The 25,752-nt window shown below is 64.3% G+C and carries 18 protein-coding genes and 1 tRNA gene; 4 read left to right on the top strand and 15 right to left on the bottom strand.

Annotated features, from left to right (window positions below):
* On the top strand, positions 1–2,055 hold a 2,055-nt coding region (locus tag B2R83_RS07450; protein ID WP_292039723.1), incomplete at its 5' end, for a M28 family peptidase.
* A 64-nt stretch (positions 2,056–2,119) separates the two neighbouring features.
* The gene (locus tag B2R83_RS07445; protein WP_292039721.1) at positions 2,120–3,769 is read left to right on the top strand and encodes a M28 family peptidase; all 1,650 of its coding nucleotides are present in this window, start codon (positions 2,120–2,122) and stop codon (positions 3,767–3,769) included.
* Between the two features lie 126 nt (positions 3,770–3,895).
* Here B2R83_RS07445 and B2R83_RS07440 read toward each other — a convergent pair whose 3' ends face one another.
* Positions 3,896–5,407, bottom strand: coding sequence for an acetyl-CoA hydrolase/transferase family protein (locus tag B2R83_RS07440; protein WP_292039717.1), 1,512 nt, complete (start codon positions 5,405–5,407; stop codon positions 3,896–3,898).
* 24 nt (positions 5,408–5,431) lie between these two features.
* A complete protein-coding gene (locus B2R83_RS07435) occupies positions 5,432–6,373 on the bottom strand; it encodes a bestrophin family protein (protein WP_292039715.1) in 942 nt (313 codons plus the stop codon).
* A gap of 116 nt (positions 6,374–6,489) precedes the next feature.
* Here B2R83_RS07435 and hpaR point away from each other — a divergent pair, with 116 nt between their 5' ends.
* Positions 6,490–6,969: a homoprotocatechuate degradation operon regulator HpaR gene (gene hpaR, locus B2R83_RS07430; RefSeq protein WP_292039713.1), complete on the top strand. Its 480-nt coding sequence runs from the start codon at positions 6,490–6,492 to the stop codon at positions 6,967–6,969.
* An 82-nt stretch (positions 6,970–7,051) separates the two neighbouring features.
* Here hpaR and sodC read toward each other — a convergent pair whose 3' ends face one another.
* The 4 genes from sodC to B2R83_RS07410 form a co-directional block, all read right to left on the bottom strand.
* On the bottom strand, positions 7,052–7,573 hold the full coding sequence (sodC, locus tag B2R83_RS07425; protein ID WP_036209099.1) for a superoxide dismutase family protein: 522 nt from the start codon (positions 7,571–7,573) through the stop codon (positions 7,052–7,054).
* Positions 7,574–7,678: 105 nt separating this feature from the next.
* Positions 7,679–8,425, bottom strand: coding sequence for a PEP-CTERM sorting domain-containing protein (locus B2R83_RS07420; RefSeq protein ID WP_292039709.1), 747 nt, complete (start codon positions 8,423–8,425; stop codon positions 7,679–7,681).
* A 93-nt stretch (positions 8,426–8,518) separates the two neighbouring features.
* On the bottom strand, positions 8,519–9,448 hold the full coding sequence (locus B2R83_RS07415) for a helix-turn-helix transcriptional regulator (protein ID WP_292039707.1): 930 nt from the start codon (positions 9,446–9,448) through the stop codon (positions 8,519–8,521).
* A 134-nt stretch (positions 9,449–9,582) separates the two neighbouring features.
* Complete coding sequence (locus B2R83_RS07410; RefSeq protein WP_292039705.1) at positions 9,583–12,282, bottom strand: ATP-binding protein; 2,700 nt, start codon at positions 12,280–12,282, stop codon at positions 9,583–9,585.
* Between the two features lie 324 nt (positions 12,283–12,606).
* Here B2R83_RS07410 and B2R83_RS07405 point away from each other — a divergent pair, with 324 nt between their 5' ends.
* Positions 12,607–12,963: a hypothetical protein gene (locus B2R83_RS07405; protein WP_292039704.1), complete on the top strand. Its 357-nt coding sequence runs from the start codon at positions 12,607–12,609 to the stop codon at positions 12,961–12,963.
* A gap of 117 nt (positions 12,964–13,080) precedes the next feature.
* On the opposite strand, the gene rpoC is transcribed toward B2R83_RS07405, so the two are convergent.
* The 9 genes from rpoC to B2R83_RS07360 form a co-directional block, all read right to left on the bottom strand.
* Positions 13,081–17,328 (bottom strand): DNA-directed RNA polymerase subunit beta', encoded by a 4,248-nt coding sequence (gene rpoC / locus B2R83_RS07400; RefSeq protein ID WP_292039702.1) that lies wholly within the window; start codon positions 17,326–17,328, stop codon positions 13,081–13,083.
* Positions 17,329–17,553: 225 nt separating this feature from the next.
* A complete protein-coding gene (gene rpoB / locus B2R83_RS07395) occupies positions 17,554–21,663 on the bottom strand; it encodes a DNA-directed RNA polymerase subunit beta (RefSeq protein WP_292039700.1) in 4,110 nt (1,369 codons plus the stop codon).
* 297 nt (positions 21,664–21,960) lie between these two features.
* A complete protein-coding gene (gene rplL, locus B2R83_RS07390; RefSeq protein ID WP_027868024.1) occupies positions 21,961–22,338 on the bottom strand; it encodes a 50S ribosomal protein L7/L12 in 378 nt (125 codons plus the stop codon).
* A 69-nt stretch (positions 22,339–22,407) separates the two neighbouring features.
* A complete protein-coding gene (rplJ, locus tag B2R83_RS07385) occupies positions 22,408–22,932 on the bottom strand; it encodes a 50S ribosomal protein L10 (protein WP_036209119.1) in 525 nt (174 codons plus the stop codon).
* Positions 22,933–23,256: 324 nt separating this feature from the next.
* Positions 23,257–23,955, bottom strand: a complete 699-nt coding sequence (rplA, locus tag B2R83_RS07380) for a 50S ribosomal protein L1 (protein WP_036209123.1) — start codon at positions 23,953–23,955, stop codon at positions 23,257–23,259.
* Positions 23,955–24,386: a 50S ribosomal protein L11 gene (gene rplK, locus B2R83_RS07375; protein ID WP_020653552.1), complete on the bottom strand. Its 432-nt coding sequence runs from the start codon at positions 24,384–24,386 to the stop codon at positions 23,955–23,957. Before rplK ends, rplA begins: the two co-directional genes overlap by 1 nt.
* A gap of 108 nt (positions 24,387–24,494) precedes the next feature.
* A complete protein-coding gene (gene nusG / locus B2R83_RS07370) occupies positions 24,495–25,109 on the bottom strand; it encodes a transcription termination/antitermination protein NusG (protein WP_036209128.1) in 615 nt (204 codons plus the stop codon).
* Complete coding sequence (gene secE / locus B2R83_RS07365; RefSeq protein WP_036209131.1) at positions 25,109–25,498, bottom strand: preprotein translocase subunit SecE; 390 nt, start codon at positions 25,496–25,498, stop codon at positions 25,109–25,111. The genes nusG and secE overlap by 1 nt, the downstream gene beginning before the upstream one ends.
* 37 nt (positions 25,499–25,535) lie before the next feature.
* Positions 25,536–25,611: transfer RNA gene (locus B2R83_RS07360), tRNA-Trp, on the bottom strand.
* Between the last annotated feature and the right edge of the window lie 141 nt (positions 25,612–25,752).

The raw sequence follows: 25,752 nt of genomic DNA, 5'->3' as shown, positions 1-25,752 counted from the left end.
GCCACCGAGGTGCAAACCACCACCGTGCAGAAGTCGACCATCCGCTTCTGGGGCGGCACCGACGTGACGCTCGGCGTGGTGCACAACATCGTGGTGCGCCTGCCGGGCAGCGCGCCGGACCGGATGCGCCGTCCGGCAGTGCTGCTGGCGGCGCACTACGACAGCGGCAACGCCACGCTCGGCGCGGCGCGCGGGGCGGCCCAGGTGGCGGCCATGATCGAGACCGCGCGGGCGCTGCACCTGGGCCCCGCGCATCCCAACGCGCACCTGAACGACATCGTCCTGCTGTTCCTGGATGGCGAAGACGTGGGCGCGCTCGGCGCCAAAGGCTTCGCCGAACAGCATCCGCTGGCGCGCGAGGTGGGCCTGAGCCTGAAGTTCGACGCCACCGGCAGCGCCGGGCCGCTGTCGCTGTATGCGGCGGCGAATGCGGGCAGCGGCGCGCTGGGCGGCTGGGCGCGGGCGGTGCCCGGCTTGAAAGGCTCGTCGCTGATGGCGCGCTTCTACCAGCTGCTGCCGGACACGCCGCGCATGGGTCCCCTGTCCACCATCGACGCTCCCGCCCTGCTGTTCGTGAACACCGGCCGGCCCTTCGACCGCGGGCGCACGCTCGATGTCGTGGAGCGCCTCGATCCGGCCTTGCTGGGCCACCTGGGCGACAGCATGCTGCGCCTGTCCAGGCACTTCGGCGCGCAGACGCTGGCGCGCGGCAGCTACGGTCCCCATGCCTGGTTCAGCTTGCCGCTGCTCGGCAGCGTCCAGCATTCGGCCATCCTGTGCTGGGGCCTCGCCGCGCTGTCCTGCCTGATGCTGGCGCGTGCCTACCGCCGGGCGACATCGGAGACTGATACCACGGTGGCGCCGCTGGTGCAGGGCTTCTTCGGCGTGGCGCTGATCCTGCTGGCGGCGCGCATGCTGCTGTGGGAGCGGCGCCACGAGCTTGCCGCGCTGGCGCAGTCGCAGGAAGCGGGGCCGGCCGTGGTCTTCCTGGTGTCCGGCGCCTGCCTGTTCGTCGGCGCGCTCTACCTGTTGCGCAGGCTGGTTGGCGCTGTGTCCGTGTTCCTGGGCGCGATGTCCTGGCTGGCGCTGGCGCTGCTGCTCATCCTCTCGTGGGCGCCGGAGGCCGCGTGGCTGCTGGCCTGGCCGCTGGCGGCGGCGCTGGCCGCCTTCACGGCGCTGGAGGCGCCGCGGCCCTTCCTGCTGCGCCTCCTGATCCTGGCCGCCGGCCTGCTTCCCGCGCCGCTGCTCATCCTGCCGGCGCTGCGCGCGGCGTGGACGGAGCTCGGTCCGCAGGGACTGTACGTGCTGGCGGTGCTGATCGCCGCCGCGCTGCTGTGCTTCGCCAGCCTGTTCCTGCTGCTGCCGCTCGGGCGCGTGGTCGGCGCCGGCGTCGCTGCCGCATTCGCGGCCTGCGTCGCGCTGCCGGGCCAGGCCTCTGGGCCGGCGCTGCAAGGCCCGATACAGGAACAACCGCTGGTGGCGCCGAACCGCCTGGTCTACTTCAAGGACATGAACAGCTGGCGCGCCTACTGGCTGCTGCCGCCCGAGCCGCTCGACGCCTGGTCGAAGCAGCTGTTCCCGAACCTGGACAAGCCGAGTATCTACGTCGACGTGTTCGGCTGGCACAGCCCGCGCCAGTGGTTCGCGATCGCGCCGCGCGAAGACCGCATCGCCTTCCCGGAAACCTATATGCTGCGCAACCCGCGCCTGGCCCTGCCCAGTGTGAATCCGCCGCTGCGCCGGGTGGAATTCACGCTGCGCTCGAAGAACCGCGCCCCGCACATTCAGATGTGGGTGGCCGGCACCAAGCCGCGCCGGTCCACCGTCAACGGCCGCGTGCTGACCTCAAGCGAGAGCCCGTGGTCGCTGTCGCTGTACGGGATGGAAGACCAGCTGCTGCGCTTTACCATCGACGCACCGAACGACGACCCGCTGGCGGTAATGATCGAGGAGCGCATGCCGGGACTTCCGGAACACCTGCTGCCGCCCGGCGCCCCGCCGCGCATGCCGGGAACGGGCATGACAGTCTCGGCGGATGTGTTGCGGTTCTACTGAACAGTTGGCATACAATGTTCGACGCACACCGTGCACACCCCGATTAACCAAGCAGCAGGAAGCCATGCACAAGATCGTCTCCTCCGTTGTCCTCACCGCCCTCGCAAGCAGCCTGGCGCTGGCCTACCCGGCCCATGCCGCCTCGCCCAAGGCGCCGCAGTCCGCACAGGCTGCCACCGTCAAGGAAGCGCCCCTGCGCGCCCACCTCGCTTTCCTGGCGTCCGACGCCCTCGAAGGCCGCGGCACCGGCCAGCGCGGCGGTGAACTGACCGTCACCTATCTCGAAACCCAGAGCGCCGCGATCGGCCTGCAGCCGGCCAACAAGGGCAGCTTCCGCCAGCCGGTGAAGATCGCCGGCGTGCGCTCGCTGCCGCAGAAGAGCACGATCGGCCTGTTTGCCGGCGGCCAGCCGCTGCCGGCGCAGTTCGGCGCCGACTGGGTCTGGGGTCCGGGCGATGCGCAAGCCGACCACACGCTGGACGCGGACATGGTCTTCGTGGGCTACGGCATCAACGCGCCGGAAGAAGGCTGGGACGACTTCAAGGGCCAGGACTTCAAGGGCAAGGTGCTGGTGATGATGGTGAACGATCCGAAGCCGACCGCCGCCGAGCCGAAGCGCTTCAATGGCGAGGGCCTGACCTACTACGGCCGCTGGACCTACAAGCTGGAAGAAGCGGCGCGCCAGGGCGCGGCCGGCGTCCTGCTGATCCACACCGACGCCTCGGCCTCGTACGGCTGGAGCGTGGTGCAGAACAGCTGGGCCAATGCCGAGCGCTTCCAGCTGGCCGAGGGCAAGCTGGGCACCGGCCTGCAGGGCTGGATGACCGACGCCACCGCGCGCAAGCTGTTCGCCGCCGCCGGCCAGGACCTCGACAAGCTGCGCGCCGCCGCCGAAGACAAGAACTTCAAGCCGGTGGCGCTGAACGCCCGCGTGAAGGGCGAGGCGCGCGCCGAGGTGCGCACCCTGAACGAATTCAACGTGGCTGGCATCGTGCCGGGCACCGATCCGAAGCTGAAGGACGAGCTGGTGGTCTACAGCGCGCACTGGGACCACATGGGCAAGCAGGGCACCGAGGGTGACACCATCTTCAACGGCGCCGTCGACAATGCCTCCGGCACCGCCGCCCTGCTGGCGATGGCGCAGGAAGCCGTGCGCAACCCGGCCAAGCGCAGCCAGATGTTCCTGTGGGTGGCAGCCGAGGAACAGGGCCTGCTGGGCAGCGCTGCCTATGCCGCCGCGCCGCTGTGGCCGATCGAGAAGACGGTGGCCAACCTGAACCTGGACAGCCTGAACTTCGTGGGCCTGGTCAAGGACGTCAGCACCCCGGGCAGCGAGCGCACCGACCTGGGCGCGATGGCGGCCGCCACCGCCAAGAGCATGGGCATGACGATCGCACCCGCCCGGCCCGACCTGGGCGGTGGCTACTTCCGCAGCGACCACTTCAGCTTCGCCAAGGCCGGCGTGCCGGCGTTCTCGGTGGGCGCGGGCAGCAGCTGGGTGAAGGACGTGGAAGCGAACAACGCCAAGCGCAAGGCCTACGGCCCCCGCTACCACCAGGCCAACGACGAATACGATCCGACCTGGGACCTGTCGGGCATGGTGCAGCAGGCGCAGTTCACGCTGAACCTGGGACGCATGGTGGCGGATTCGCCGAAGGCGCCGCAGTGGAAGGCGGGGGATCCGTTCGGGAAGGCGCGCACTGCGGCCAAGTAATCTGGCTGTACGGCTTCGGTGTGGAATTGGGTTCCGGCCTTCGCCGGAACGACGTGCTGAGAGTACTACATACAGATGAGCCGTCATCCCGGCGGAGGCCGGGATCCAAGTTCCAAAGCGCTGCCGCTACGCCGGCAGCATCGACCCCGTCTCGCGATACCGCACATGCCACGAGAACGCCTTCTCCAGCACGTGCGGCGTCTGTCCCCCTCCCCGGTTGGCCTCTTCCACGTACTCACGCAGCATTCCCTTGTACGGCTCGGCCACGCAGTTGTCGATGATGCGCTGCGCCCGTTCGCGCGGCGCCAGGCCGCGCAGGTCGGCCAGGCCGACTTCGGTGACGACGATGTCGACGTCGTGCTCGTTGTGGTCCACGTGCGAGACCATCGGCACGATGCTCGAGATCTTGCCGCCCTTGGCCACCGACTTGGTGGCGAATACCGATAGATAGGCGTTGCGCGCGAAGTCGCCCGAGCCGCCGATCCCGTTCATCATGTGCGTGCCCGACACGTGGGTCGAATTCACGTTGCCGTAGATGTCGAACTCCAGCGCCGTGTTGATGGCGATGATGCCGAGGCGGCGCACGACTTCGGGATGGTTGCTCACCTCCTGCGGGCGCAGCACCAGGCGGTCCTTGTAGCGCTCCAGGTTGCCGAACACTTCGCGGCCCTTGGCTTCGGACACGGTGATCGAGGAGCCCGAGGCGAAATCCAGCTTGCCGGAGTCGAACAGCTCGAAGGTCGAATCCTGCAGCACTTCCGAATACATGGTCAGGTGCTTGAACGGGCCCTCGTTCAGGCCCGACACCACCGCGTTGGCGATGGTGCCGATGCCGGCCTGGATCGGCATCAGGCTTTCGGTCAGGCGGCCCTGGGCGATCTCTGCGCCGAAGAAGTCGATCAGGTGGCCGGCGATGGCGGCGGTCTCGGCATCCGGCGGCAGGATCGTCGAGGCGCTATCAGTCTTCTCGGTGAAGACGATGGCGACGATTTTCTCCGGCGGGATCTCGATGGCGCTCGTGCCGATGCGGTCGCTCACGCTAGTCAAGGGCATCGGCTCGCGGCTCGGGCGGCGCTTGGGGATGAAGATGTCGTGCAGGCCCTCCAGGGCCGGCGACTGGCTCAGGTTGATCTCGACGATCACCTTCTCGGCCAGGATCGCGAAGCTGGCGCTGTTGCCGACCGAGGTCGTGGGAACGATGCCGCCGGTCTCGGTGATGGCCACCGCCTCGATCACAGCCACGTCGACCGGCGCGATCTGGCGCGTGCGCAGCAATTCGACGGTCTCGGACAGGTGCTGGTCCATGAACATCACCTCGCCGCTGTTGATCGCCGCGCGCAGCGCCGGGTCGGTCTGGAAGGGCATGCGGCGCGCCAGGGCGCCGGATTCGGTCAGCTGCCTGTCGGTGTCGCCGCCGAGCGAGGCGCCGGTGATCAGGGTGATCTTCAGGGGCTCATGGCGGGCGCGCTCGGCCAGCGCCAGTGGCACCGCCTTGGCGTCGCCGGCGCGGGTGAAGCCGCTCATGCCGACTGTCATGCCGTCCTTGATCCAGGTGGCCGCCTGGGCGGCATTGGTGATGCGTTCGCGCAGCTGCGGCAGGCGGATGCGGTCGTGTAGAACGTGTTCGTCGTGGTGCATGTGGTCCTCGAGGGGGCTACGAAATTACATGAGGGTGAAATCGACCGCCTGCAGGGGCGGCGGGATGTCCTCGTCGTCCAGCGCGCTGCGCAGGTCGATCTCGATCGCGCGGCAGATGGCGTCCAGCGGCAGGTCGTTCGGCTCCATGCCGAAGGGTTCCTCGAGCTCGTCGCCGAGGGCGTCGAGGCCGAAGAAGGTGTAGGCCACGATCGCCACCACCACGGGCGTCATGAATTCGAGCGTGTCGACCAGGCCGAAGGGCAGCAGGAAGCAGTACATGTACGCGGTGCGGTGCAGCAGCACCGAGTACGAGAACGGAATCGGGGTATTCTTGATGCGCTCGCACGAGGCGGCGGCGGCGGTCATCGCACTCAAGGTCGCGTCGATGTTCGCGGCCAGGCAGGCCTCGATGCGGCCCTCCTTCACGCACTGGCCGAGGTCCTGGCCCATGTGCCGCATCAGGTAGTCGGGTTTGTTGGGCGCGCCTTCCATCCGCGCGAATTCCTGCGGCGCGAGGAAGCGGGCCAGGGACGGGTCGAGCGGACGGTGGCGCAGCAGGTCGCGCAGCGAAGCGCAGAAGGCGACGGCGCGCAGGACCATGCGTACCCGCACGTCCTGCATGCCGTTGCGGGCCAGCGCCGGGCCCTCGCCCCCGATCAGGCCGGTGCACTGGCGCGCCAGGTTGCGGCTGCGCAGCACCAGCTCGCCCCACAGCTTGCGCCCTTCCCAGAAGCGGTCATAGGCCGAATTGTTGCGAAAACCCAGGAAGATCGCGAGCGGCAGGCCGATCAGGGTAAACGGGATGGGGGTGATCGTGATCTTCAGGCCGCCGAGCACGCCGTGCGTCCAGGTGACCAGGATGGCGATCGCCACGTTGACCGCGAGCGTGGGCAGGATGCGTGGCAGGACCGAACCGCGCAGCAGCAGGAACAGCTTGAGGCCGGAAGGCCTGTCTCGGATAATCACGATCTTTGCCGCTTGAAAAAGGTGTCGGTGTACACCGATATTCGCTAATATGTTCGCAAGTTAATCACTAATATGTTAGCCAGTCAAGCTCATCGTTTAGCAGAATGGAGTAGATAGTGTCCCGTCGTATCACCAACCGCGACCTGCCGCAGCAGCTGTTGAAGGCGCGCGATGCGCTGATGTCCCACTTCCGCCCGGTGCTGAACCACTTCGGCGTGACCGAGCAGCAGTGGCGCATCCTGCGCGCGCTGGACGAGCACGAGCAGCTCGAGCCGCGCGAACTGTGCGAGCTGTGCCAGATCCTGAGCCCGAGCATGGCCGGGGTGCTGGCGCGCATGGAAGAGACGGGGCTGGTGCAGCGCCGGCGCGTGGCGGCGGATGCGCGCCGGGTGATGGTGAGCCTGGCGCCGAAGGGCGACGCGCTGTTCGACGAGATGGCGCCGCTGATCGAGCGTCAGTACCGCTTGATGGAAAAGGCGTGGGGCAAGCGCGTGCTCGACGACCTGTCGGCCGCGCTGGCCGGCTTCATCGCGGCGCAGGCGACGCCGGTGCCACTGGTGGAACTGCCGAAGGACGACAGACCAGCGGACGAATGAAGCAGCACATCAGGGATGAAATTTCATTTCGTTTTGTTCCATAAATTGAAATTTTATTTCACCCCTGATGTGCCAGGGATGGTTACTGGATGACGCCGCAGGCGATCCTGCCGCCTCCGCCGCCGAGCGGCGCCGGGTGGTCGGCGTGGTTGTCGCCGCCCGCATGGACCATCAGGGCCTTGCCCTTGACGTCCGCCAGCTTCAGGCGCGGCGCCAGCACCGGGTTGGTCGCATTGCCCTTCTCGTCCACCGTCAGGGCCGGCAGGTCGCCCAGGTGGCCGTCGCCCCAGGGCAGGCCGTGCTTGCCGGTCTTGGCCGGATCCAGGTGGCCGCCGGCGGCGCCCGCGGGCACCGTCTTGCCGTCCTTCTGGTTCGGGCCGCAGCTGCCGTTTTCATGCACGTGGAAGCCGTGCAGGCCGGCCGGCAGCTTGCTCAGCGCCGGCGTGAACACGAGGCCGTGCTTCGTTTCGCTGACGGTCACGGTGCCGATATCGGCGCCCTCTCCTTTTTCGGTAGCCATCTTCATGGTGACTTTCATGTCGGCGGCGTTGGCAAGGGCACAGGTGGCGCCCAGCATGACGGCGCACATCCATCGAATGTTCATACAAACCTCCTTCGAGATCCGGTTGAGATAATAGAAAGCCAAGCAAGTGTATTCCATCCCCTTGGATGGGGGATGTTCCGGAGAACATCCCGACAGGCAGGCTTCCTACGCCGCCCCGCCCGGCTTATGGCGGCGCGTCCAGCTGAGCAGCGCCAGGCCGGCGCCGACCAGGACCAGCGGCGCCGGCTCCGGCACCCTGGCGACGTTCAGCGCCGCGACTTCCTGCCGGCTCAGGGCGTGGTCGTAGAGGTGGATGAAGTCGACCGAGCCGGTCGCGAATTCGCCCGAGCCATCGTCCTTGAAGAAGCTGAGCAGGCGCCGGCGGGGCGGCTTGCCCGGGTTGCGCGGATCGAGCTCGTCGGCCAGGTCGGTCTGGCCGGCCAGGCCGAGGCCATCCTGGAAGCTCAGCATCGCTACCCCGTCGTGATAGAAGGTCACCAGGGAATTGCTGTCGCGGGTGACGGTCAGGCGGATGTCCTGCTGCGGCGTGAAGCTGCTGCCGTTGCTGCAGTTGCCGCGATAAAAGCAGAACTTGTCGGTGGAGACGTACAGGCCGTGGTCCGGTGTCGCGAACTGGAAGTTCAGGATGCGCTGCCAGTTGGCCTTGTCGCTGCCGAGCCTGAACTCCATGTCGATCGTGTAGACCGAGCCGAGGGCGACCTGCAGCTGCAGCCCCTTGTTCGCGGTGAAGGCGTAGGCGCCTGGTCCTTTGTCGCCGCCGAAGGCGAGCAGGTCGGCCCCGCCCTTCGCGTCCTTCAGGTCGCCGTTCAGCTCATACTGGTGGATCAGCCCGGCCTGGCTGGCGCCTGCGGCGCACAGCAGCGCCGCCGCGATCAGGGAATGCAGTGTCATTTCGTGTCGTCCTCGTATTGATCAGGACAACATGGTAAAAAATGAAACACATGCATTCCACCCCCTGCGATGGGGTGAAGTGCCGCAAGCGGCTTACATGCGCGAGATCGCGGGACGCAGGATGGCCAGCAGGCCGGCTTCGGAGGTGCAGCCGAATTTCTCGTAGACCGCCTTCACGCAGTCGCGCAGCACGGCGTCGCTGACGTCCATGCGCGAGCGCGCCGCGTCGCGCCCTCCTCCCAGGCCCATCCAGAAGGCCACTTCCATCTGCTGCGGCGACAGCTCGACGCTGCCCAGGGCGCGCCAGATCCGCAGCGGCATGGGCACCACGAACTTCAGGAAGATGCCGACGGTGCGGCTGTGGATGGCGTCGTAGGAACCGGCGCTCATCCACTGCGCGCGCGCTTCCAGCACGCCGCCGGCCAGCTCCAATGTCCCGGCCGGCAGGCGCCAGGGATAGCGTTCGCCGTACACCACCGACTCCACCAGGCGCAGGCAGAACGGCGGCAGGCTGCGGCGGTCGAACACCTGCTGCTCCTGCGAGGCCAGCTGGTCGAGCAGCGCGCCGGCCGAGTCGCTCAGGAACAGGATGTCGCCATTGGTGGTGGCCAGCAGCATGGCCTCGTCCTCGATCACACCAAGCAGGCCGTTGCCGGCCGCGGCGGCCGCATTGACATTCTGCAGCGCGTAATCGAAATACTTGGCGACGCGCCCCAGGTCTTCCTCGTCGTCCGTGTCGAAGGCCGGGCCGTCGTCGCGCAGCAGGGTGAGCGTGCCGAGCGGGTTCGCCGCCGGGCCCAGGCGCACCTCGAGCACGTGGGCCGCGCGCGCGCGCGCCTCCGCCGGCGGCACGCCGAAGTGCACCGAATCGCCATAAAAATAGCCGTTGGGCGGGGGCAGCACGCCGAGCACGTTCGCCTCGTGCACGTCTTCCGGCGCGCGTTCGGCGTGCAGGAACAGCTGGGAAGCGCTGTTGGGGATCAGCTCGCGCACCAGTTCCAGTGCATCGGGGATGAGGGTCATCAGGTGCAGCCCGCCGGAACACAGGATCCGCAGGCGCGCCCATTGGCGGCTGTTCTTTTTACGGGACACGGGCGTAGACAGATGTCGGGGAGTTAAGAATATTGCTGAGTTACAGCAACAATGTCAACACACAATCAGCTGACGCCCGCAATATCCGGTTCCTGTGCCACACCTGTCTGCGCCCTGTCGACCGGCGGCTGGCACTGCGGCAGCCGGGCCAGGATGTCCGCCAGCGCCCGGAACTCCACCGGCTTGACCAGGTGGTGCTCGAAGCCGGCCTGCTTCGACAGGTCGCGGTCGCGCGCCTGGCCGTAGCCGGTGAGCGCGATGAAGCTGGCCGTCGGATGCTCGCGGCGCAGGCGGCGCGCCAGCTCGTAGCCGGTCATGTCGGGCAGGCCGATGTCGAGGATGAAGGCGTGGGTGTCCGCGATGTCGGCGGACGCGAGCGTGCGCAGGGCGCCCTCGAACACGTGCACGGTGTGCCCCTGCTCGCGCAGCAGCACCGCCAGCGAATGGGCCGCGTCGACATTGTCGTCGACGATGGTGAGCGTGCACGGCGCGACCGGCCGCGCAGCTGTCGCGGCGCGCATCGGCGCCGGCGCCACGCAGGCGTCTGTTTCCTGGGCCAGGGGCAGCAGGACCGACACCGAGGACCCCAGGTTCGGCCCGTCGCTGTGCGCCTCCACCTGGCCGCCGTGCATCTGGACGATGGTCTTGACCAGCGCCAGGCCGATCCCGAGGCCGCCCTGCGAGCGGTCCGGCGTGCGCTCGGCCTGGGTGAACAGGTCGAACACGTGCGGCAGCAGCTTGGCGTCCATGCCGGCGCCGTTGTCGATGACGGTCATGCGCGCCTGCTCCGGGCCGGCCTCCAGGCGCAAGATGATCTTGCCGCCCTGCGGCGTGTACTTGGCGGCGTTGTTCAGGAGGTTCACCAGCACCTGCACCAGGCGCGTGCGGTCGCCCGCCACGACGACCTGCCGCATGGGCGCTTCCACCGTCAGCGCATGCTTGCGCTCCTCGATGTGCGGGCGCGCCTGCTCGACCGCGGCGCGCAGCACGCCGCTCAGTTCCAGCGTCTCGGTCTCGAGCTTGACCAGGCCGCGCGTCACCCTGGACACATCCAGCAGGTCGTCCACCAGCTCGGTCATGTGGCGCACCTGGCGCGAGATGATGCTGCTGGCCTTCAGGCGCAGGTTCTCGTCGACATTCGGCATGCGCAGCAGCTGGGCCGCGTTGGTGATCGGCGCCAGCGGGTTGCGCAGCTCGTGCGCCAGCATGGCGAGGAACTCGTCCTTCATCTTGCTGTGGCGCTCGGCCTCGGCGCGCGCGGCGCGCTCGCTGGCCAGGATGCCTTCGCGCTCCCGGGCCGCGCGCTGCGCCAGGTCGTACAGGCGCGCATTGTCGATCGCCACCGCGGCCTGGGCCACGAAGCCGGCGATGAGCTGCTCGGTGCGCTCGTCGAACATCTTCGGTTGCGAGTGCCCGAAGAACAGGCCGCCCAGCACCTCGCCCGAGCGCGAGCTGACCGCGGCGGCCAAATAGCTGCGCACCGGCAGGTGCCCTTTCGGCATGCCGTGGTGCGGCCCCATGCGGCCGTAGCGCGGGTCCTTGGTGATGTCGTCGCTGCGAATCGGCGGCCCGCCGTTGAAGGTGGGCGCGAACACCGCGGTCGGGCGCGGGTGGCCGAAGCCTTCGAAGGCTTCGCGCGGCGCGCCGCAGAGCGTGTACAACAGGTAGGCGTCGCCGTTGGCGTCCTTGCCGTTGTAGAAGAAGGCGCCGAATTCGGCGCCGGTCAGCTCGGTGGCGGCGTCGGTGACGGACTGCAGCAGGGTGTCGATGTCGAGCGTGGAAGCCAGCACCTTGCCGGCGCGGTTCAGCAATTCGAGCATGCGCGTCTCTTCGCGCAGCGCTTCCTCGGCGCGGATGCGGCGCAGCGCTTCCCAGGTGCGGCGCGCCAGGTCTTCGGCCAGGCTGCGCTCATCGATGGTCCAGCGGTAGGCGTGGTCCTTGTACAGGAAGCCGGCGCCGTGCAGGCGGTCGCCGTCCTTCAAGGGGATGACTACCACCGAATGGATGCCGAGCATCAGGCAGGGCTTGGCGACGGCCGCGCATTCCGGATCGGTCGAGACGTCGTTGATGCAGATGGTGGCGCCGCCGCGCAGCGCGTCGATCTGGTTCGGCGACAGCATGTCGATCGGCAGCGTGCCCTGGGCCCCGCCGGTCTCGACGCCGTCCTTCCACTCTTCCTTGACGGTGAAGGTGCGCTTGTCCTCGTCGAGTTCGACGTAGGCGACGTTGGAGTTGGTGAAGTATTCGCTGGTGAGGCCAATCGTCGCCTTGAGCATCGGCCCGAACTCGGTCTCGCGGCGCAGGGTGTCGGCCAGCTTGACCTGGTAATCGCGGCGGCGTTCGCCCAGCACGGCCTTGGTGATGTCGGCGAAGGTGACCAGCACGCCCTCGACCTTGCCGCTGTCGCCATAGATCGGGCTGTACGAATAGCTGAAGTAACAGGTCTCGTAGTAGCCGTAGCGGTTGATCGTCAGCGGCAATCCTTCGGAGCCGAGCGCCGCGCCCTGGCGCACCTGTTCCCACATCGGACCGATGGTCGGCCAGATCTCGGACCAGGTGACGCGCGAGTCATTGCCGAGGGCGGCATCGTGCTTGTCGCCGAGGATGGGGAGGTAGGCGTCGTTGAAGAACTGGACGTAGGCGTCGCCCCAGGCGAGGTAGGCCGGCAGGCGCAGGTCGAGGACGGTGCGGACGGCGCTTTTCAGGCTTTGCGGCCAGCCGCTGACCGGGCCAACCGGGGTCGTCTCCCAGGGGAAGCAGCGCATGCGGCGCTCCATTTCCAACATGGTCGTCGATGCGCTTGCAGCGTCGGAAGCCGCGTCAAAGGGCCAAGGCATGGTGCTCGCTGGGCAAGGAATGTGGATGGATCGATAACTCAGCTGTGGATCATAGCAGTCATTACACGGGATGGGCGTACGGATGAGTTAAATGAACAACATTGTGTCGTACATGTGTCTGTGCACTTGCGCTTTACCCTGAATGGGTAAGTTGGCGCTGGATGTGCGGGGTTTGTCCGCTTGCGGTGGGGAGTCGATTTAGAATGGTTTTCCTGGTCAGTCAGGGCTGTCTCTTCAGCGAAAGGAATCCATATGAATCGTTCTCTCCTGCTCATCGCCCTGCTTGGCCTGATGGCGCCGCTGGCGCATGCGGACGAGCCTTCCGTATGCACGTCGGTGTGCGCATCCGAGAAGCAGCAATGCACGAACCGTGGAGGCCGACTGACCGGGTTCGACAAGCTGCCCCCGGTCGAGGAAACGAACCAGTTTGCGCGTGTAGCAAACCATGGGCAGGTGGAGTCGGTGCCGGCACGTGCGGCGGAGCAGTCCGATTTTTACAAGCGCAAGCGGGAAAGGCTCGATGCTTGCGATGCGAGCTATCTGAGATGCACTCGTGCGTGTGCTCCGACCACCTCGTCCATCGCTACCAAGGCCGTGCCGAAACAGTGAACTGAAGTATGCAGGTGAGCCTGGCGATCGGCCGAGCCGGGTTTGTTCGTAAAAGAACATCGGCAAAAAAAACGGCACCCCTCAGGGTGCCGTCTTCATTTCAGCTAGCTACAGCGATCACTCGCCATCGCCCTGATGCTGCTCGACCGAAGCCGCAGCATTCTGCTGGTCTTCCATCGCCTGCAGTTCGGCGGCCATGTTGGCCTTCTCCTGCTGCAGCAGTGCCTGGCGCTCTTCCGCCTCCCACACTTCCTTCTCCTTGCGGGCGCGGTGGAATGCCAGACCGGTACCGCCAGGGATCAGGCGGCCGACGATGACGTTTTCCTTCAGACCGCGCAGACCGTCGCGCTTGCCCATGATCGCCGCTTCGGTGAGGACGCGGGTGGTTTCCTGGAACGATGCGGCCGAGATGAACGAGTCGGTCGACAGCGATGCCTTGGTAATACCCAGCAGCACGTTTTCGTACTGTGCCGGCAGCTTGCCGACGGCGTTGACCTTGTCGTTCTCTTCCAGCAGTTCCGAACGCTCCACCTGCTCGCCGACGATGTAGTCGGTGTCGCCGGCATCGGTGATCTGCACACGACGCAGCATCTGGCGAACGATCACCTCGATGTGCTTGTCGTTGATCTTCACACCCTGCAGACGGTACACGTCCTGCACCTCGTCCACGATGTAGCGGGCCAGCGCTTCGATACCCAGCAGGCGCAGGATGTCCTGCGGATCTGCCGGACCGTCGACGATCATCTCGCCCTTGTTCACCACCTGGCCGTCGTGCACCAGCACTTGCTTGTCCTTGGTGATCAGGAACTCGTGCTTGTTGCCGTCCATGTCGGTGATTTCCAGACGCTGCTTGCCCTTGGTCTCCTTACCGAATGCGACGGTACCGGTGACTTCGGCCAGCATGCCCGCGTCTTTCGGCGAACGTGCTTCGAACAGTTCGGCAACGCGCGGCAGACCACCGGTAATGTCACGGGTCTTCTGCGATTCGGTCGGGATACGTGCCAGCACTTCACCCACCGAGACCTGCTGACCGTCCTTGACCATGATCAGCGCGCCGACCTGGAAGCCGATCGTCACGGCGTGTTCGGTGCCGGCGATCTTCACTTCCTGGCCTTCTTCGTTCAGCAGCTTGACCTGCGGACGCAGGACCTTGCCCGAACCGCGGCGCTTCGGATCGATCGCCACCAGGGTCGACAGGCCGGTCACTTCGTCCACCTGGCGAGCGACGGTGACGCCCTCTTCCACGTTTTCGAACTTGATCGTACCGGCGTACTCGGTAATGATCGGACGGGTCAGCGGATCCCAGGTCGACAGCGCGGTGCCGGCCTTGACGACCTGGCCGTCCTTGACGATCAGGGTCGCGCCGTACGGCACCTTGTGACGCTCGCGCTCACGGCCGTGGTCGTCGGTGATCAGGACTTCGCCCGAACGCGAGATGACGATCTGCGCGCCCTTGCCGTTGGTGACGTAACGCATCGTGGCGGTGAAGCGCACGGTGCCGTTCGACTTGGCTTCGACCGACGATGCCACTGCCGCACGCGATGCCGCACCACCGATGTGGAAGGTACGCATGGTCAGCTGGGTACCCGGCTCACCGATCGACTGTGCCGCCACGACGCCGACTGCTTCGCCGGCGTTGACCAGCATGCCGCGGCCGAGGTCACGGCCGTAGCACTTGGCGCACAGGCCGTAGCGCGTGTCGCAGTTCAGCGGGGTGCGGACCTTCACTTCGTCGATGCCGACGCGTTCGATCTCTTCCACCATGTCTTCGTCCAGCAGGGTGCCGGCTTCGAACAGGGTTTCCTGGGTTTCCGGGTTGACGACGTCGGTACCGGTCACGCGGCCGAGGATACGGTCGCGCAGCGGCTCGATGACTTCACCGCCTTCGACCATCGCCTTCATGTGCGTGCCGTTGGTGGTGCCGCAATCGTCCTCGATCACCACCAGATCCTGGGTCACGTCGACCAGGCGGCGGGTCAGGTAACCCGAGTTCGCGGTCTTCAGTGCCGTATCCGCCAGACCTTTACGAGCGCCGTGGGTCGAGATGAAGTACTGCAGAACGTTCAGGCCTTCGCGGAAGTTCGCGGTAATCGGCGTTTCGATAATCGAACCGTCCGGCTTGGCCATCAGGCCTCGCATACCGGCCAGCTGGCGGATCTGGGCTGCCGAACCACGGGCGCCCGAGTCGGCCATCATGTAAATCGCGTTGAACGATTCCTGGGTGCCTTCGGTGCCGTCACGCTTGGTGACCGGTTCCACTTTCAGCTGGTCCATCATCGCCTTGCCGACTTCGTCCGAGGTCTTGCCCCAGATGTCGACGACCTTGTTGTAACGCTCGCCGGCGGTGACCAGACCCGAAGCGTACTGCTGCTCGATCTGCTTCACTTCCGCTTCGGCGGTCGCGATCATGCCCTTCTTGACGTCCGGGATCAGCATGTCGTCGACGGCGATCGAGATGCCGGCGCGGGTCGCCAGGCGGAAGCCCGACTGCATCAGCTTGTCCGCGAAGACGACGGTCGCACGCAGGCCGCACTTGCGGAACGACGTGTTGATCAGCTTCGAGATTTCCTTCTTCTTCAGCGCGCGGTTCAGCACCGAGAACGGCAGGCCTTTCGGCAGGATCTCGGACAGGATGGCGCGGCCGACGGTGGTCTCGTAGCGGGTCACGGTGCGGTCGAATTCACCCTCGGCGTTCTTCGGGTGCTCGACGATACGCACGGTGATGCGGGTCGCCAGTTCGACTTCCTTGTTGTCGTACGCGCGGATGACTTCCGACACGTCCGGGAACATCATGCCTTCGCCCTTGGCGTTGATCGCCTCGCGGGTCGCGTAGTACAGACCCAGCACGATATCCTGCGACGGCACGATCGACGGTTCGCCGTTCGACGGGAACAGGATGTTGTTCGAGGCCAGCATCAGGGTGCGGGCTTCCATCTGCGCTTCGATCGACAGCGGCACGTGGACTGCCATCTGGTCACCGTCGAAGTCGGCGTTGAACGCCGCGCAGACCAGCGGGTGCAGCTGGATGGCTTTACCTTCGATCAGGACCGGCTCGAACGCCTGGATACCGAGACGGTGCAGGGTCGGTGCACGGTTCAGCATGACCGGGTGCTCTTTGATGACCTCTTCCAGGATGTCCCAGACCACCGGTTCCTGGATTTCGACCAGCTTCTTCGCCGCCTTGATGGTAGTCGCGAGACCCATCAGTTCCAGCTTGTTGAAGATGAAGGGCTTGAACAGTTCCAGGGCCATCAGCTTCGGCAGGCCGCACTGGTGCAGCTTCAGCTGCGGACCCACCACGATGACCGAACGGCCCGAGTAGTCGACGCGCTTGCCCAGCAGGTTCTGACGGAAGCGGCCGCCCTTACCCTTGATCATTTCAGCCAGCGACTTCAGCGGACGCTTGTTGGCGCCGGTCATCGCCTTGCCGCGACGGCCGTTGTCCAGCAGCGAGTCCACTGCTTCCTGCAGCATGCGCTTCTCGTTACGCGTAATGATTTCCGGAGCGCGCAGTTCCATCAGGCGCTTCAGACGGTTGTTACGGTTGATGACGCGGCGATACAGGTCGTTCAGGTCGGAGGTCGCGAAACGGCCGCCATCCAGCGGGACGAGCGGACGCAGCTCCGGCGGCAGGACCGGGAGCACTTCCATGATCATCCACTCAGGCTTGATGCCCGAGCGCTGGAACGCCTCGAGCACCTTCAGGCGCTTGGCGTATTTCTTGATCTTGGCTTCGGATTTCGATTCCTTCAGCTCGACGCGCAGGGCTTCGGCATCGCGGTGGATGTCGATCGAGCGCAGCAGTTCACGGATGCCTTCGGCGCCCATGAATGCGGTGAAGTCGTCGCCGTACTCTTCGTACTTGGCGGCGTAGTCGTCTTCCGACATGATCTGGCACTTCTTCAGCGGGGTCATGCCAGGATCGGTCACGACGTATGCTTCGAAGTACAGCACGCGTTCGATATCGCGCAGGGTCATGTCCAGGACCATGCCCAGACGCGACGGCAGCGACTTCAGGAACCAGATGTGGGCGGTCGGCGAGGCCAGCTCGATGTGGCCCATGCGCTCACGGCGCACCTTGGCCAGCGTGACTTCGACGCCGCACTTCTCGCAGATGACGCCGCGGTGCTTCAGGCGCTTGTACTTGCCGCACAGGCATTCGTAGTCCTTGATCGGGCCAAAGATCTTGGCGCAGAACAGACCGTCGCGCTCGGGCTTGAAGGTGCGGTAGTTGATGGTTTCCGGCTTCTTGACTTCGCCGAACGACCAGGAACGGATTTTTTCAGGCGAGGCGAGGCCGATCTTGATGGCGTCGAAGCTCTCGTTTTGCTGAACTTGCTTGAATAGATCGAGCAGTGCTTTCATGTATCACTCCAGAGGTGATTGAATTCTTTACTGAGTACTACTACCGCCGCTTCTCGCCGATTTTCGCCGGCGTTTGCTGAACCGTATCCCTTGAAAACGTCATCCCGGCGCAGGCCGGGATCCAAGTTTTTCGGCATATCAGCCGAATTGGGCCCCGGCCTGCGCCGGGGCGACGACTCGAAGGTCGCGGGCCAACCCGAAGGCTGGCGGCCATGCTGGCCCTGCTTAGCTGCGCTCGAGATCGATGTCGATACCCAGCGAGCGGATTTCCTTCACCAGCACGTTGAACGATTCCGGCATGCCGGCATCGATCACGTGATCGCCCTTGACCAGGTTCTCGTAAACCTTGGTACGGCCGTTCACGTCGTCCGACTTCACAGTCAGCATTTCCTGCAGCACGTAGGACGCGCCGTAGGCTTCCAGTGCCCACACCTCCATCTCACCGAAGCGCTGGCCACCGAACTGGGCTTTACCGCCCAGCGGCTGCTGCGTCACCAGCGAGTACGGACCGGTCGAACGGGCGTGCATCTTGTCGTCGACCAGGTGGTGCAGCTTCAGCATGTGCATGAAGCCGACGGTGACCTTGCGCTCGAATGCTTCGCCGGTGCGGCCGTCGAACATCGTGACCTGGTTCTTCGACGGGGTCATGCCCAGGTGGGCCGCGATCTCGTCCGGGAACGCCAGGTCCAGCATGCGGCGGATTTCGGTCTCGTGCGCACCGTCGAACACCGGCGTCGCGAACGGCACGCCGTTCTTCAGGTTGTTCGCCAGGGTCAGGATCTCTTCATCGCTGAAGCTGTCGAGGTCTTCCTTGCGGCCGGTCTCGTTGTAAATCTTGCCCAGGAAGCCGCGCAGTTCTTCTGCCTTGGCTTGTGCGCGCAGCATGTCGCCGATACGCAGGCCCAGGCCCTTCGCCGCCCAACCGAGGTGGGTTTCGAGGATCTGACCGACGTTCATACGCGACGGAACGCCCAGCGGGTTCAGCACGACGTCGGCCGGGGTACCATCGGCCATGAACGGCATGTCTTCCACCGGCACGATACGCGAGACCACACCCTTGTTGCCGTGGCGGCCTGCCATCTTGTCGCCCGACTGCAGGCGGCGCTTGACGGCCAGGTAGACCTTGACCATCTTCTGCACGCCAGGCTGCAGCTCGTCGCCCTGGGTCAGCTTCTTGCGCTTCTCTTCGAAGGCCAGGTCGAACTGGTGGCGCTTCTCGTTGATGGACTCCTTGATCGCTTCCAGTGCGTTGGCGGTCTCGTCGTCGGCCGGACGGATGTCGAACCAGTGGAACTTGTCCAGGTCCGCCAGGTATTCAGCGGTGATCGCAGCACCCTTGGCCAGCTTCTTCGGACCGCCGTTGACCACTTTACCGATCAGCATGCGCTCCAGACGCTGGAAGGCGTCGCCTTCCACGATACGCATCTGGTCGTTCAGGTCCAGGCGGTAGCGCTTCAGCTCGTCGTCGATGATCTGCTGGGCGCGCTTGTCGCGCTGGATGCCTTCGCGGGTGAACACTTGCACGTCGATGACGGTGCCGACCATGCCCGACGGCACGCGCAGCGAGGTGTCCTTCACGTCCGAGGCCTTTTCGCCGAAGATCGCGCGCAGCAGCTTCTCTTCCGGGGTCAGCTGGGTCTCGCCCTTCGGGGTGACCTTACCGACCAGCACGTCGCCGGCTTGCACTTCGGCGCCGATGTACACGATGCCCGATTCGTCCAGGCGAGCCAGCTGGTTCTCGGCCAGGTTCGAGATGTCGCGGGTGATTTCTTCCGCGCCCAGCTTGGTGTCACGGGCGACCACGCTCAGTTCCTCGATGTGGATCGAGGTGTAGCGGTCGTCCTTGACCACGTTTTCCGAGATCAGGATCGAGTCTTCGAAGTTCAGGCCGTTCCACGGCATAAAGGCCACCAGCATGTTCTGGCCCAGTGCCAGTTCGCCCAGGTCGGTCGAGGCGCCGTCGGCGATGACGTCGCCGCGTGCCACGCGATCGCCCACTTGCACGATCGGACGCTGGTTGATGTTGGTGTTCTGGTTCGAACGGGTGTACTTGATCAGGTTATAGATGTCCACACCGACTTCGCCGGCTTGCGCCTCGTCGTCGTTGACGCGGATGACCACACGGCCCGCATCGATGTAGTCGACCACGCCGCCGCGCAGGGCCTGCACGGTGGTGCCCGAGTCGACCGCCACGGTGCGCTCGATGCCGGTACCGACGAAGGCTTTTTCCGGACGCAGGCAAGGCACGGCCTGGCGCTGCATGTTGGCGCCCATCAGTGCACGGTTCGCGTCATCGTGCTCGAGGAACGGAATCAGCGAGGCTGCGACCGACACGATCTGGCCCGGGGCCACGTCCATGTACTGGATGCGTTCCGGCGAGACCAGGATGGTTTCACCAGCTTCACGTGCCGACACCAGTTCGTCGACCAGTTGGCCTTCTTCATTGATCGCGGCGTTTGCCTGCGCAATGATGTAGCGGCCTTCTTCGATCGCCGACAGGTATTCGATCTTGTCGGTGACCTTCGAACCGTCGACCTTGCGGTACGGGGTTTCCAGGAAGCCGTATTCGTTCAGGCGGGCGTACAGTGCCAGCGAGTTGATCAGGCCGATGTTCGGGCCTTCAGGCGTTTCGATCGGGCACACGCGGCCGTAGTGGGTCGGGTGCACGTCGCGCACCTCGAAGCCTGCACGTTCGCGGGTCAGGCCGCCCGGGCCAAGGGCCGAGACGCGGCGCTTGTGGGTGACTTCCGACAGCGGGTTGGTCTGGTCCATGAACTGCGACAGCTGCGACGAACCGAAGAACTCGCGGATCGCTGCCGAGATCGGCTTGCTGTTGATCAGGTCGTGCGGCATCAGGTTGTCCGCTTCGGCCTGGCCGAGGCGTTCCTTTACTGCGCGCTCGACGCGCACCAGGCCGGCACGGAACTGGTTCTCAGCCAATTCGCCGACGCAACGCACGCGGCGGTTACCCAGGTGATCGATGTCGTCGACTTCGCCGCGGCCATTGCGCAGCTCGACCAGGATCTTGATCACGGCCAGGATGTCTTCGTTCGACAGGGTCATGTCGCCCACGAGTTCGTCACGGCCGATACGGCGGTTGAACTTCATGCGGCCGACAGCCGACAGGTCGTAGCGTTCCGGCATGTAGAACAGGCCGTTGAACAGGGCTTCCACCGATTCTTCGGTCGGCGGTTCGCCAGGACGCATCATGCGGTAGATCGCCACGCGCGCGGCGGTCTGGTCGGCGGTGTCGTCGGTGCGCAGGGTCTGCGAGATGTAGCCGCCCTGGTCCAGGTCGTTGGTGTACAGCGTCTGGATGTCGGTCACGCTGGCGTCGCGCAGCTTGCCCAGCAGTTCTTCGGTCAGCTCGTCGTTGGCGACGGCGATGACTTCGCCGGTGTCCTGGTCGACGATGTTCTTGGCCAGCACGCGGCCCAGCAGGTAGTCTTCCGGCACCGAGATCGACTTGATGCCGGCGGCTTCGATGTCACGGACGTGCTTGGCGTTGATACGCTTGTCCTTGGTGACGATGGTCTTGCCCGACTTCGGATCGACGATGTCGAAGCGCGCGACTTCGCCACGCAGGCGTTCGGACACGAACTCCAGCTCGCCGCCTTCATTGCGGAGGGTGAAATTGTCGAAGACGAAGAAGTTCGCCAGGATCTGCTCCGGCGTCATGCCGATGGCCTTCAGCAGGATCGTGACCGGCATCTTGCGGCGACGGTCGACGCGGAAGAACAGGATGTCCTTCGGGTCGAACTCGAAGTCCAGCCAGGAGCCGCGGTAAGGAATGATACGAGCCGAGAACAGCAGCTTGCCCGACGAGTGGGTCTTGCCGCGGTCGTGTTCGAAGAACACGCCCGGGGAGCGGTGCAGCTGCGAGACGATGACGCGCTCGGTACCGTTGATGACGAACGAACCGTTCGTGGTCATCAGCGGCAGTTCGCCCATGTACACTTCCTGCTCTTTCATTTCCTTCACGACCGGCTTGGTCGGCGATTCCTTGTCCAGGATCACCAGACGCACCTTGGCGCGCAGCGGCGACGCGAAGGTCAGGCCACGCTGCTGGCACTCTTTCACGTCAAACGCAGGGTCGCCCAGCACATAGGACAGGAACTCGAGGCGCGCAAAACCATTGTGCGACACGATCGGGAAGATGGAGCTGAAGGCCGATTGCAGGCCTTCGTTCTTGCGCACGGAGGGAACGGCGTCCGCTTGCAGGAAATTCTCGTAGGATTCGAGCTGGGTAGCCAGAAGATAAGGAACGTTGTGAACGTTGGCGCGCTTCGCGAACGACTTGCGAATGCGCTTCTTCTCAGTAAATGAGTAGTGCATGGACACTCCGTGAGTGACAGAAAGGATGAGAATTCAGGAATTGCCAGTGGTGGTCGCACCACACGCAAGGCCTGAAGCCTCTGCTTTCCCGCCAGGTGATTAAGACAGCCGTACTGCTGTGTTACGATATTTCTGAAACGATGATGCAGTGATGCTTTGTTTCCTGCCGGCCCCAGATGCAAACGTTTGACGCAGGGACGACAAAAGAGCCAAAGCCGCATCCCCTCCCTTTCGGCAGGTTCCGCAAGCTTTGACTCCCGCGCTGGGCACCCTTGATGAGTGCCCAATGCATATGTATTACTTCAGCTCGGCCTTGGCGCCAGCTTCTTCCAGCTTCTTCTTAGCGGCTTCAGCGTCAGCTTTCGGCAGGGCTTCTTTCACGGTCTTCGGTGCGCCGTCGACGACGTCTTTGGCTTCCTTCAGGCCCAGGCCGGTGATTTCGCGGACTGCCTTGATGACGCCGACTTTGTTCGCGCCGACTTCGGTCAGGACAACGTTGAACTCGGTCTGCTCTTCAGCAGCAGCTGCGCCGCCAGCGGCACCGCCAGCTGCCGGTGCTGCCATTGCAGCTGCCGACACGCCGAACTTCTCTTCGAAAGCCTTGACCAGGTCGTTCAGTTCCATGACCGACATTGCGCCAACTGCGTCCAGGAACTCTTCTTTGCTAATTGCCATTTGAAACTCCAAATATTGTGTGTGTGTAGTACAGGTTTGGTTCTACTTGAACAGAAAGACGCGAAGCGATTACGCTTCGGCGGCTTCCGCTGCCGGAGCAGCGGCGCCTTCGCCTTTTTGTGCTGCGACTGCAGCCAGAACTCGTGCGAAGCCCGACACCGGTGCCTGCATGACGCCCAGCAGCTGGGCGATGAGGACTTCACGGCTCGGGATGCTTGCCAGCGCGGTCACGCCGGCGACATCCAGTGCCTTACCAGCGTAGTTACCAGCTTTCACGACCAGCTTGTCGTTGGTTTTAGCGAAGTCATTGATGACTTTAGCTGCTGCAACGGCGTCGTCCGAGATCGAGTAGATCAGCGGGCCGGTCATGGAATCTGCCAGCGCGGCAAACTGCGTGCCCTCAACCGAGCGACGAGCCAGCGTGTTCTTCAGAACACGCAGGTAGACGCCCTGGGCACGTGCGGCTGCACGGAGTTTGGTCAAGTGAGCAACCTGGATGCCACGGTACTCAGCCACGACGATGGTCTGCGCGGTTGCAACTTTAGCGCTTACCTCTTCGACGACAGCCTTTTTGTCATTCAGATTAAGACCCACGGTCAATCTCCTTAAATGATGCGAACAACATGTTCACATCGGTTCGAACACGGCGTCCGAAGTTAAGAAGTCAATCTAACGCGGATGAACTCACGCAGCGTGGACTACAAAACTTGTTCGGGTACACCATCTGCGTTGGGTGGTCTATTAACCTCTGGCTCAACCTCTGCCTTCGGCCCAACGGTCTTTGATTGCCTGCCGGAGCGGTGATTTGCCCCGACAGCCCAAAGATGCGCCCTGCGATGAAGCTGCAGGGACTTAATACGAGAAACTTGGTTCCCGGCCTTCGCCGGGACGACGACCGCGCTTTCGCGCAGTCATCGATTAAGCAGCAGCGATCGAAGCGTGGTCGACGCGGACGCCGGCGCCCATGGTCGACGAGATCGCGACCTTGCGCAGGTACACGCCCTTCGAGGTTGCCGGCTTGGCCTTGTTCAGGGCTTCCAGCAGTGCCGACAGGTTGGTCTTCAGCTGCTCGTCCGAGAAGGACTTGCGGCCGATGGTGGCGTGCACGATACCAGCCTTGTCGGTACGGTACTGGACCTGACCGGCCTTGGCGTTCTTGACGGCGCCAGCCACGTCCGGGGTCACGGTGCCGACCTTCGGGTTCGGCATCAGGCCGCGCGGGCCCAGGATCTGACCCAGGGTACCGACGATACGCATGGTGTCCGGCGAAGCGATCACGATGTCGAACGGCATGTTGCCGGCCTTGACCATCTCGGCCAGGTCTTCCATACCGACGATGTCGGCGCCGGCTGCTTTAGCAGCTTCAGCCTTGTCGCCCGAAGCGAAGACAGCGACGCGCACGGTCTTGCCGGTGCCTGCTGGCAGGACGACCGAACCGCGGACAACCTGGTCCGACTTCTTCGGGTCCACGCCGAGCTGGATCGCGACGTCGATCGACTCGTTGAACTTGGCGGTGGCGAATTCCTTGACGATCGACACAGCGTTGTCGAACGCGTAGACCTTGTTACGGTCCACTTTTGCTTTCATTTCTTTGACGCGCTTGGACAGCTTAGCCATTACACACCCTCCACCGTGATGCCCATCGAACGTGCCGAGCCAGCGATGATACGCACTGCTGCGTCCATGTCGGCGGCGGTCAGGTCCGGCTGCTTGGTTTTTGCGATTTCTTCAGCCTGAGCACGGGTCAGCGTGCCAACCTTGTCGGTATGTGGCTTCGGCGAACCCTTGGTGATGCCAGCGGCTTTCTTGATCAGGTAGGTTGCCGGCGGGGTCTTCATCACGAAGGTGAAGGACTTGTCGGCGAACGCGGTGATCACGACAGGAATCGGCATGCCCGGCTCGAAGCCCTGGGTCTGGGCGTTGAACGCCTTGCAGAATTCCATGATGTTCAGGCCGCGCTGACCCAGTGCTGGGCCGATCGGTGGGGACGGGTTTGCTTTACCAGCTGCGACTTGCAGCTTGATAAAACCAATAATCTTCTTGGCCATGATGGCTCCTTGATTTGGTTTGAGTAGTAGCGCCCCACCACTACTACTCTGGCGGGGCTCCTCTTACCGGATTCCGCCTTGCTGCTGCGACGCTCCGATGTAAGCGCTTTAAACCTTTTCTACCTGCCCGAACTCCAGTTCCACCGGAGTTGCGCGGCCGAAGATGGTGACAGAGACACGCACCTTCGATTTTTCGTAGTTGACTTCTTCGACGTTGCCGTTGAAGTCGGTGAACGGGCCTTCCTTGATCCGGACCTGCTCGCCCACTTCGTACAGGACTTTCGGACGCGGCTTTTCGACGCCTTCCTGGACCTGCTGCATGATCTTGTCGATCTCGCGCGCCGGGATCGGCGTCGGCTTGTTCGACTTGCCACCGATGAAGCCGGTGACCTTGCTGGTGTTCTTGACCAGGTGCCAGGTCTCGTCCGTCATTTCCATCTCAACCAGGACATAGCCCGGGAAGAAACGACGCTCGGAGACGGCCTTGGTGCCGTTGCGCATCTCGACGACTTCTTCAGTCGGGACCAGGATGCGGCCGAACTGCTCCTGCATGCCCGCGCGCTCGATGCGCTCGGTGAGGGCGCGCATGACGCTCTTTTCCATGCCGGAGTAGACGTGTACGACGTACCAGCGCTTGTTGCTTACCGGGACACTCACGGGAGCCGCACCAGCGTCTTGCGCCGGGTCTTGGCCCGGCGCGTTGTCTTGCACGTTATCGCTCATCAGTTTTTCCATCCCAGGACCAGGTCGTACAACAGGAATTCCAGAACCTTATCCGTGCCCCACAGGAAGATCGCGGTAACGACCACGAAGGCGAACACGATGCCGGTGATCTGGGTAGCTTCCCGACGGGTCGGCCACACAACTTTCTTGGTCTCGCGCACCGACTCCTTGGCGAAGCTCAGGAACTCACGGCCGGTGGTGGAGGTCCACAAAAGCAGGACAGCAAAAACTAAACCAGCCACGAGGGCGCCGGCGGCGACCAAGGCTGGTTTGTTTTGGCCTTTCAGGTAAAAGAACCCGATAACGCCTGCAATCGTGGCAACTACCGCCAGTGCGACCTTGAACTTGTCATTCGAGGTGCTGACAGTTTGCACGGATTGATTGGACATTCTTCTTTACTTTCGGTGCCTACGCACCAGAATTCGGTGGCAGGGGCGGAGGGAATCGAACCCGCGACCTTCGGTTTTGGAGACCGACGCTCTGCCAATTGAGCTACACCCCTACGAAAACTTCTCGCTGAATCCAGCATTATACATGGTACGCGCGTACCAGGCAATGCTGGTCGAGGGAAGCGTTGTTCTGCCTCCCTCTACCATCGCTTATCAGGCGATGATCTTGGCAACCACGCCGGCGCCGACGGTAC

This window comes from Massilia sp. UBA6681 (assembly GCF_002454935.1).
GTDB classification, from domain to species: Bacteria; Pseudomonadota; Gammaproteobacteria; order Burkholderiales; family Burkholderiaceae_D; genus Telluria; species Telluria varians.
This window is presented reverse-complemented; position numbering and strand designations above follow the sequence as displayed.

What these genes read in the sequence shown, in the direction of transcription:
- B2R83_RS07445 (WP_292039721.1), top strand. Translation starts at nt 2,120, where the DNA reads ATGCACAAGATCGTCTCCTCCGTTGTCCTCACCGCCCTCGCAAGCAGC.
- B2R83_RS07440 (WP_292039717.1), bottom strand. Translation starts at nt 5,407, where the DNA reads ATGCACCACGACGAACACGTTCTACACGACCGCATCCGCCTGCCGCAG.
- sodC (WP_036209099.1), bottom strand. Translation starts at nt 7,573, where the DNA reads ATGAACATTCGATGGATGTGCGCCGTCATGCTGGGCGCCACCTGTGCC.
- B2R83_RS07420 (WP_292039709.1), bottom strand. Translation starts at nt 8,425, where the DNA reads ATGACACTGCATTCCCTGATCGCGGCGGCGCTGCTGTGCGCCGCAGGC.
- B2R83_RS07415 (WP_292039707.1), bottom strand. Translation starts at nt 9,448, where the DNA reads ATGACCCTCATCCCCGATGCACTGGAACTGGTGCGCGAGCTGATCCCC.
- B2R83_RS07410 (WP_292039705.1), bottom strand. Translation starts at nt 12,282, where the DNA reads ATGCGCTGCTTCCCCTGGGAGACGACCCCGGTTGGCCCGGTCAGCGGC.
- B2R83_RS07405 (WP_292039704.1), top strand. Translation starts at nt 12,607, where the DNA reads ATGAATCGTTCTCTCCTGCTCATCGCCCTGCTTGGCCTGATGGCGCCG.
- rpoC (WP_292039702.1), bottom strand. Translation starts at nt 17,328, where the DNA reads ATGAAAGCACTGCTCGATCTATTCAAGCAAGTTCAGCAAAACGAGAGC.
- rpoB (WP_292039700.1), bottom strand. Translation starts at nt 21,663, where the DNA reads ATGCACTACTCATTTACTGAGAAGAAGCGCATTCGCAAGTCGTTCGCG.
- rplL (WP_027868024.1), bottom strand. Translation starts at nt 22,338, where the DNA reads ATGGCAATTAGCAAAGAAGAGTTCCTGGACGCAGTTGGCGCAATGTCG.
- rplA (WP_036209123.1), bottom strand. Translation starts at nt 23,955, where the DNA reads ATGGCTAAGCTGTCCAAGCGCGTCAAAGAAATGAAAGCAAAAGTGGAC.
- rplK (WP_020653552.1), bottom strand. Translation starts at nt 24,386, where the DNA reads ATGGCCAAGAAGATTATTGGTTTTATCAAGCTGCAAGTCGCAGCTGGT.
- nusG (WP_036209128.1), bottom strand. Translation starts at nt 25,109, where the DNA reads ATGAGCGATAACGTGCAAGACAACGCGCCGGGCCAAGACCCGGCGCAA.
- secE (WP_036209131.1), bottom strand. Translation starts at nt 25,498, where the DNA reads ATGTCCAATCAATCCGTGCAAACTGTCAGCACCTCGAATGACAAGTTC.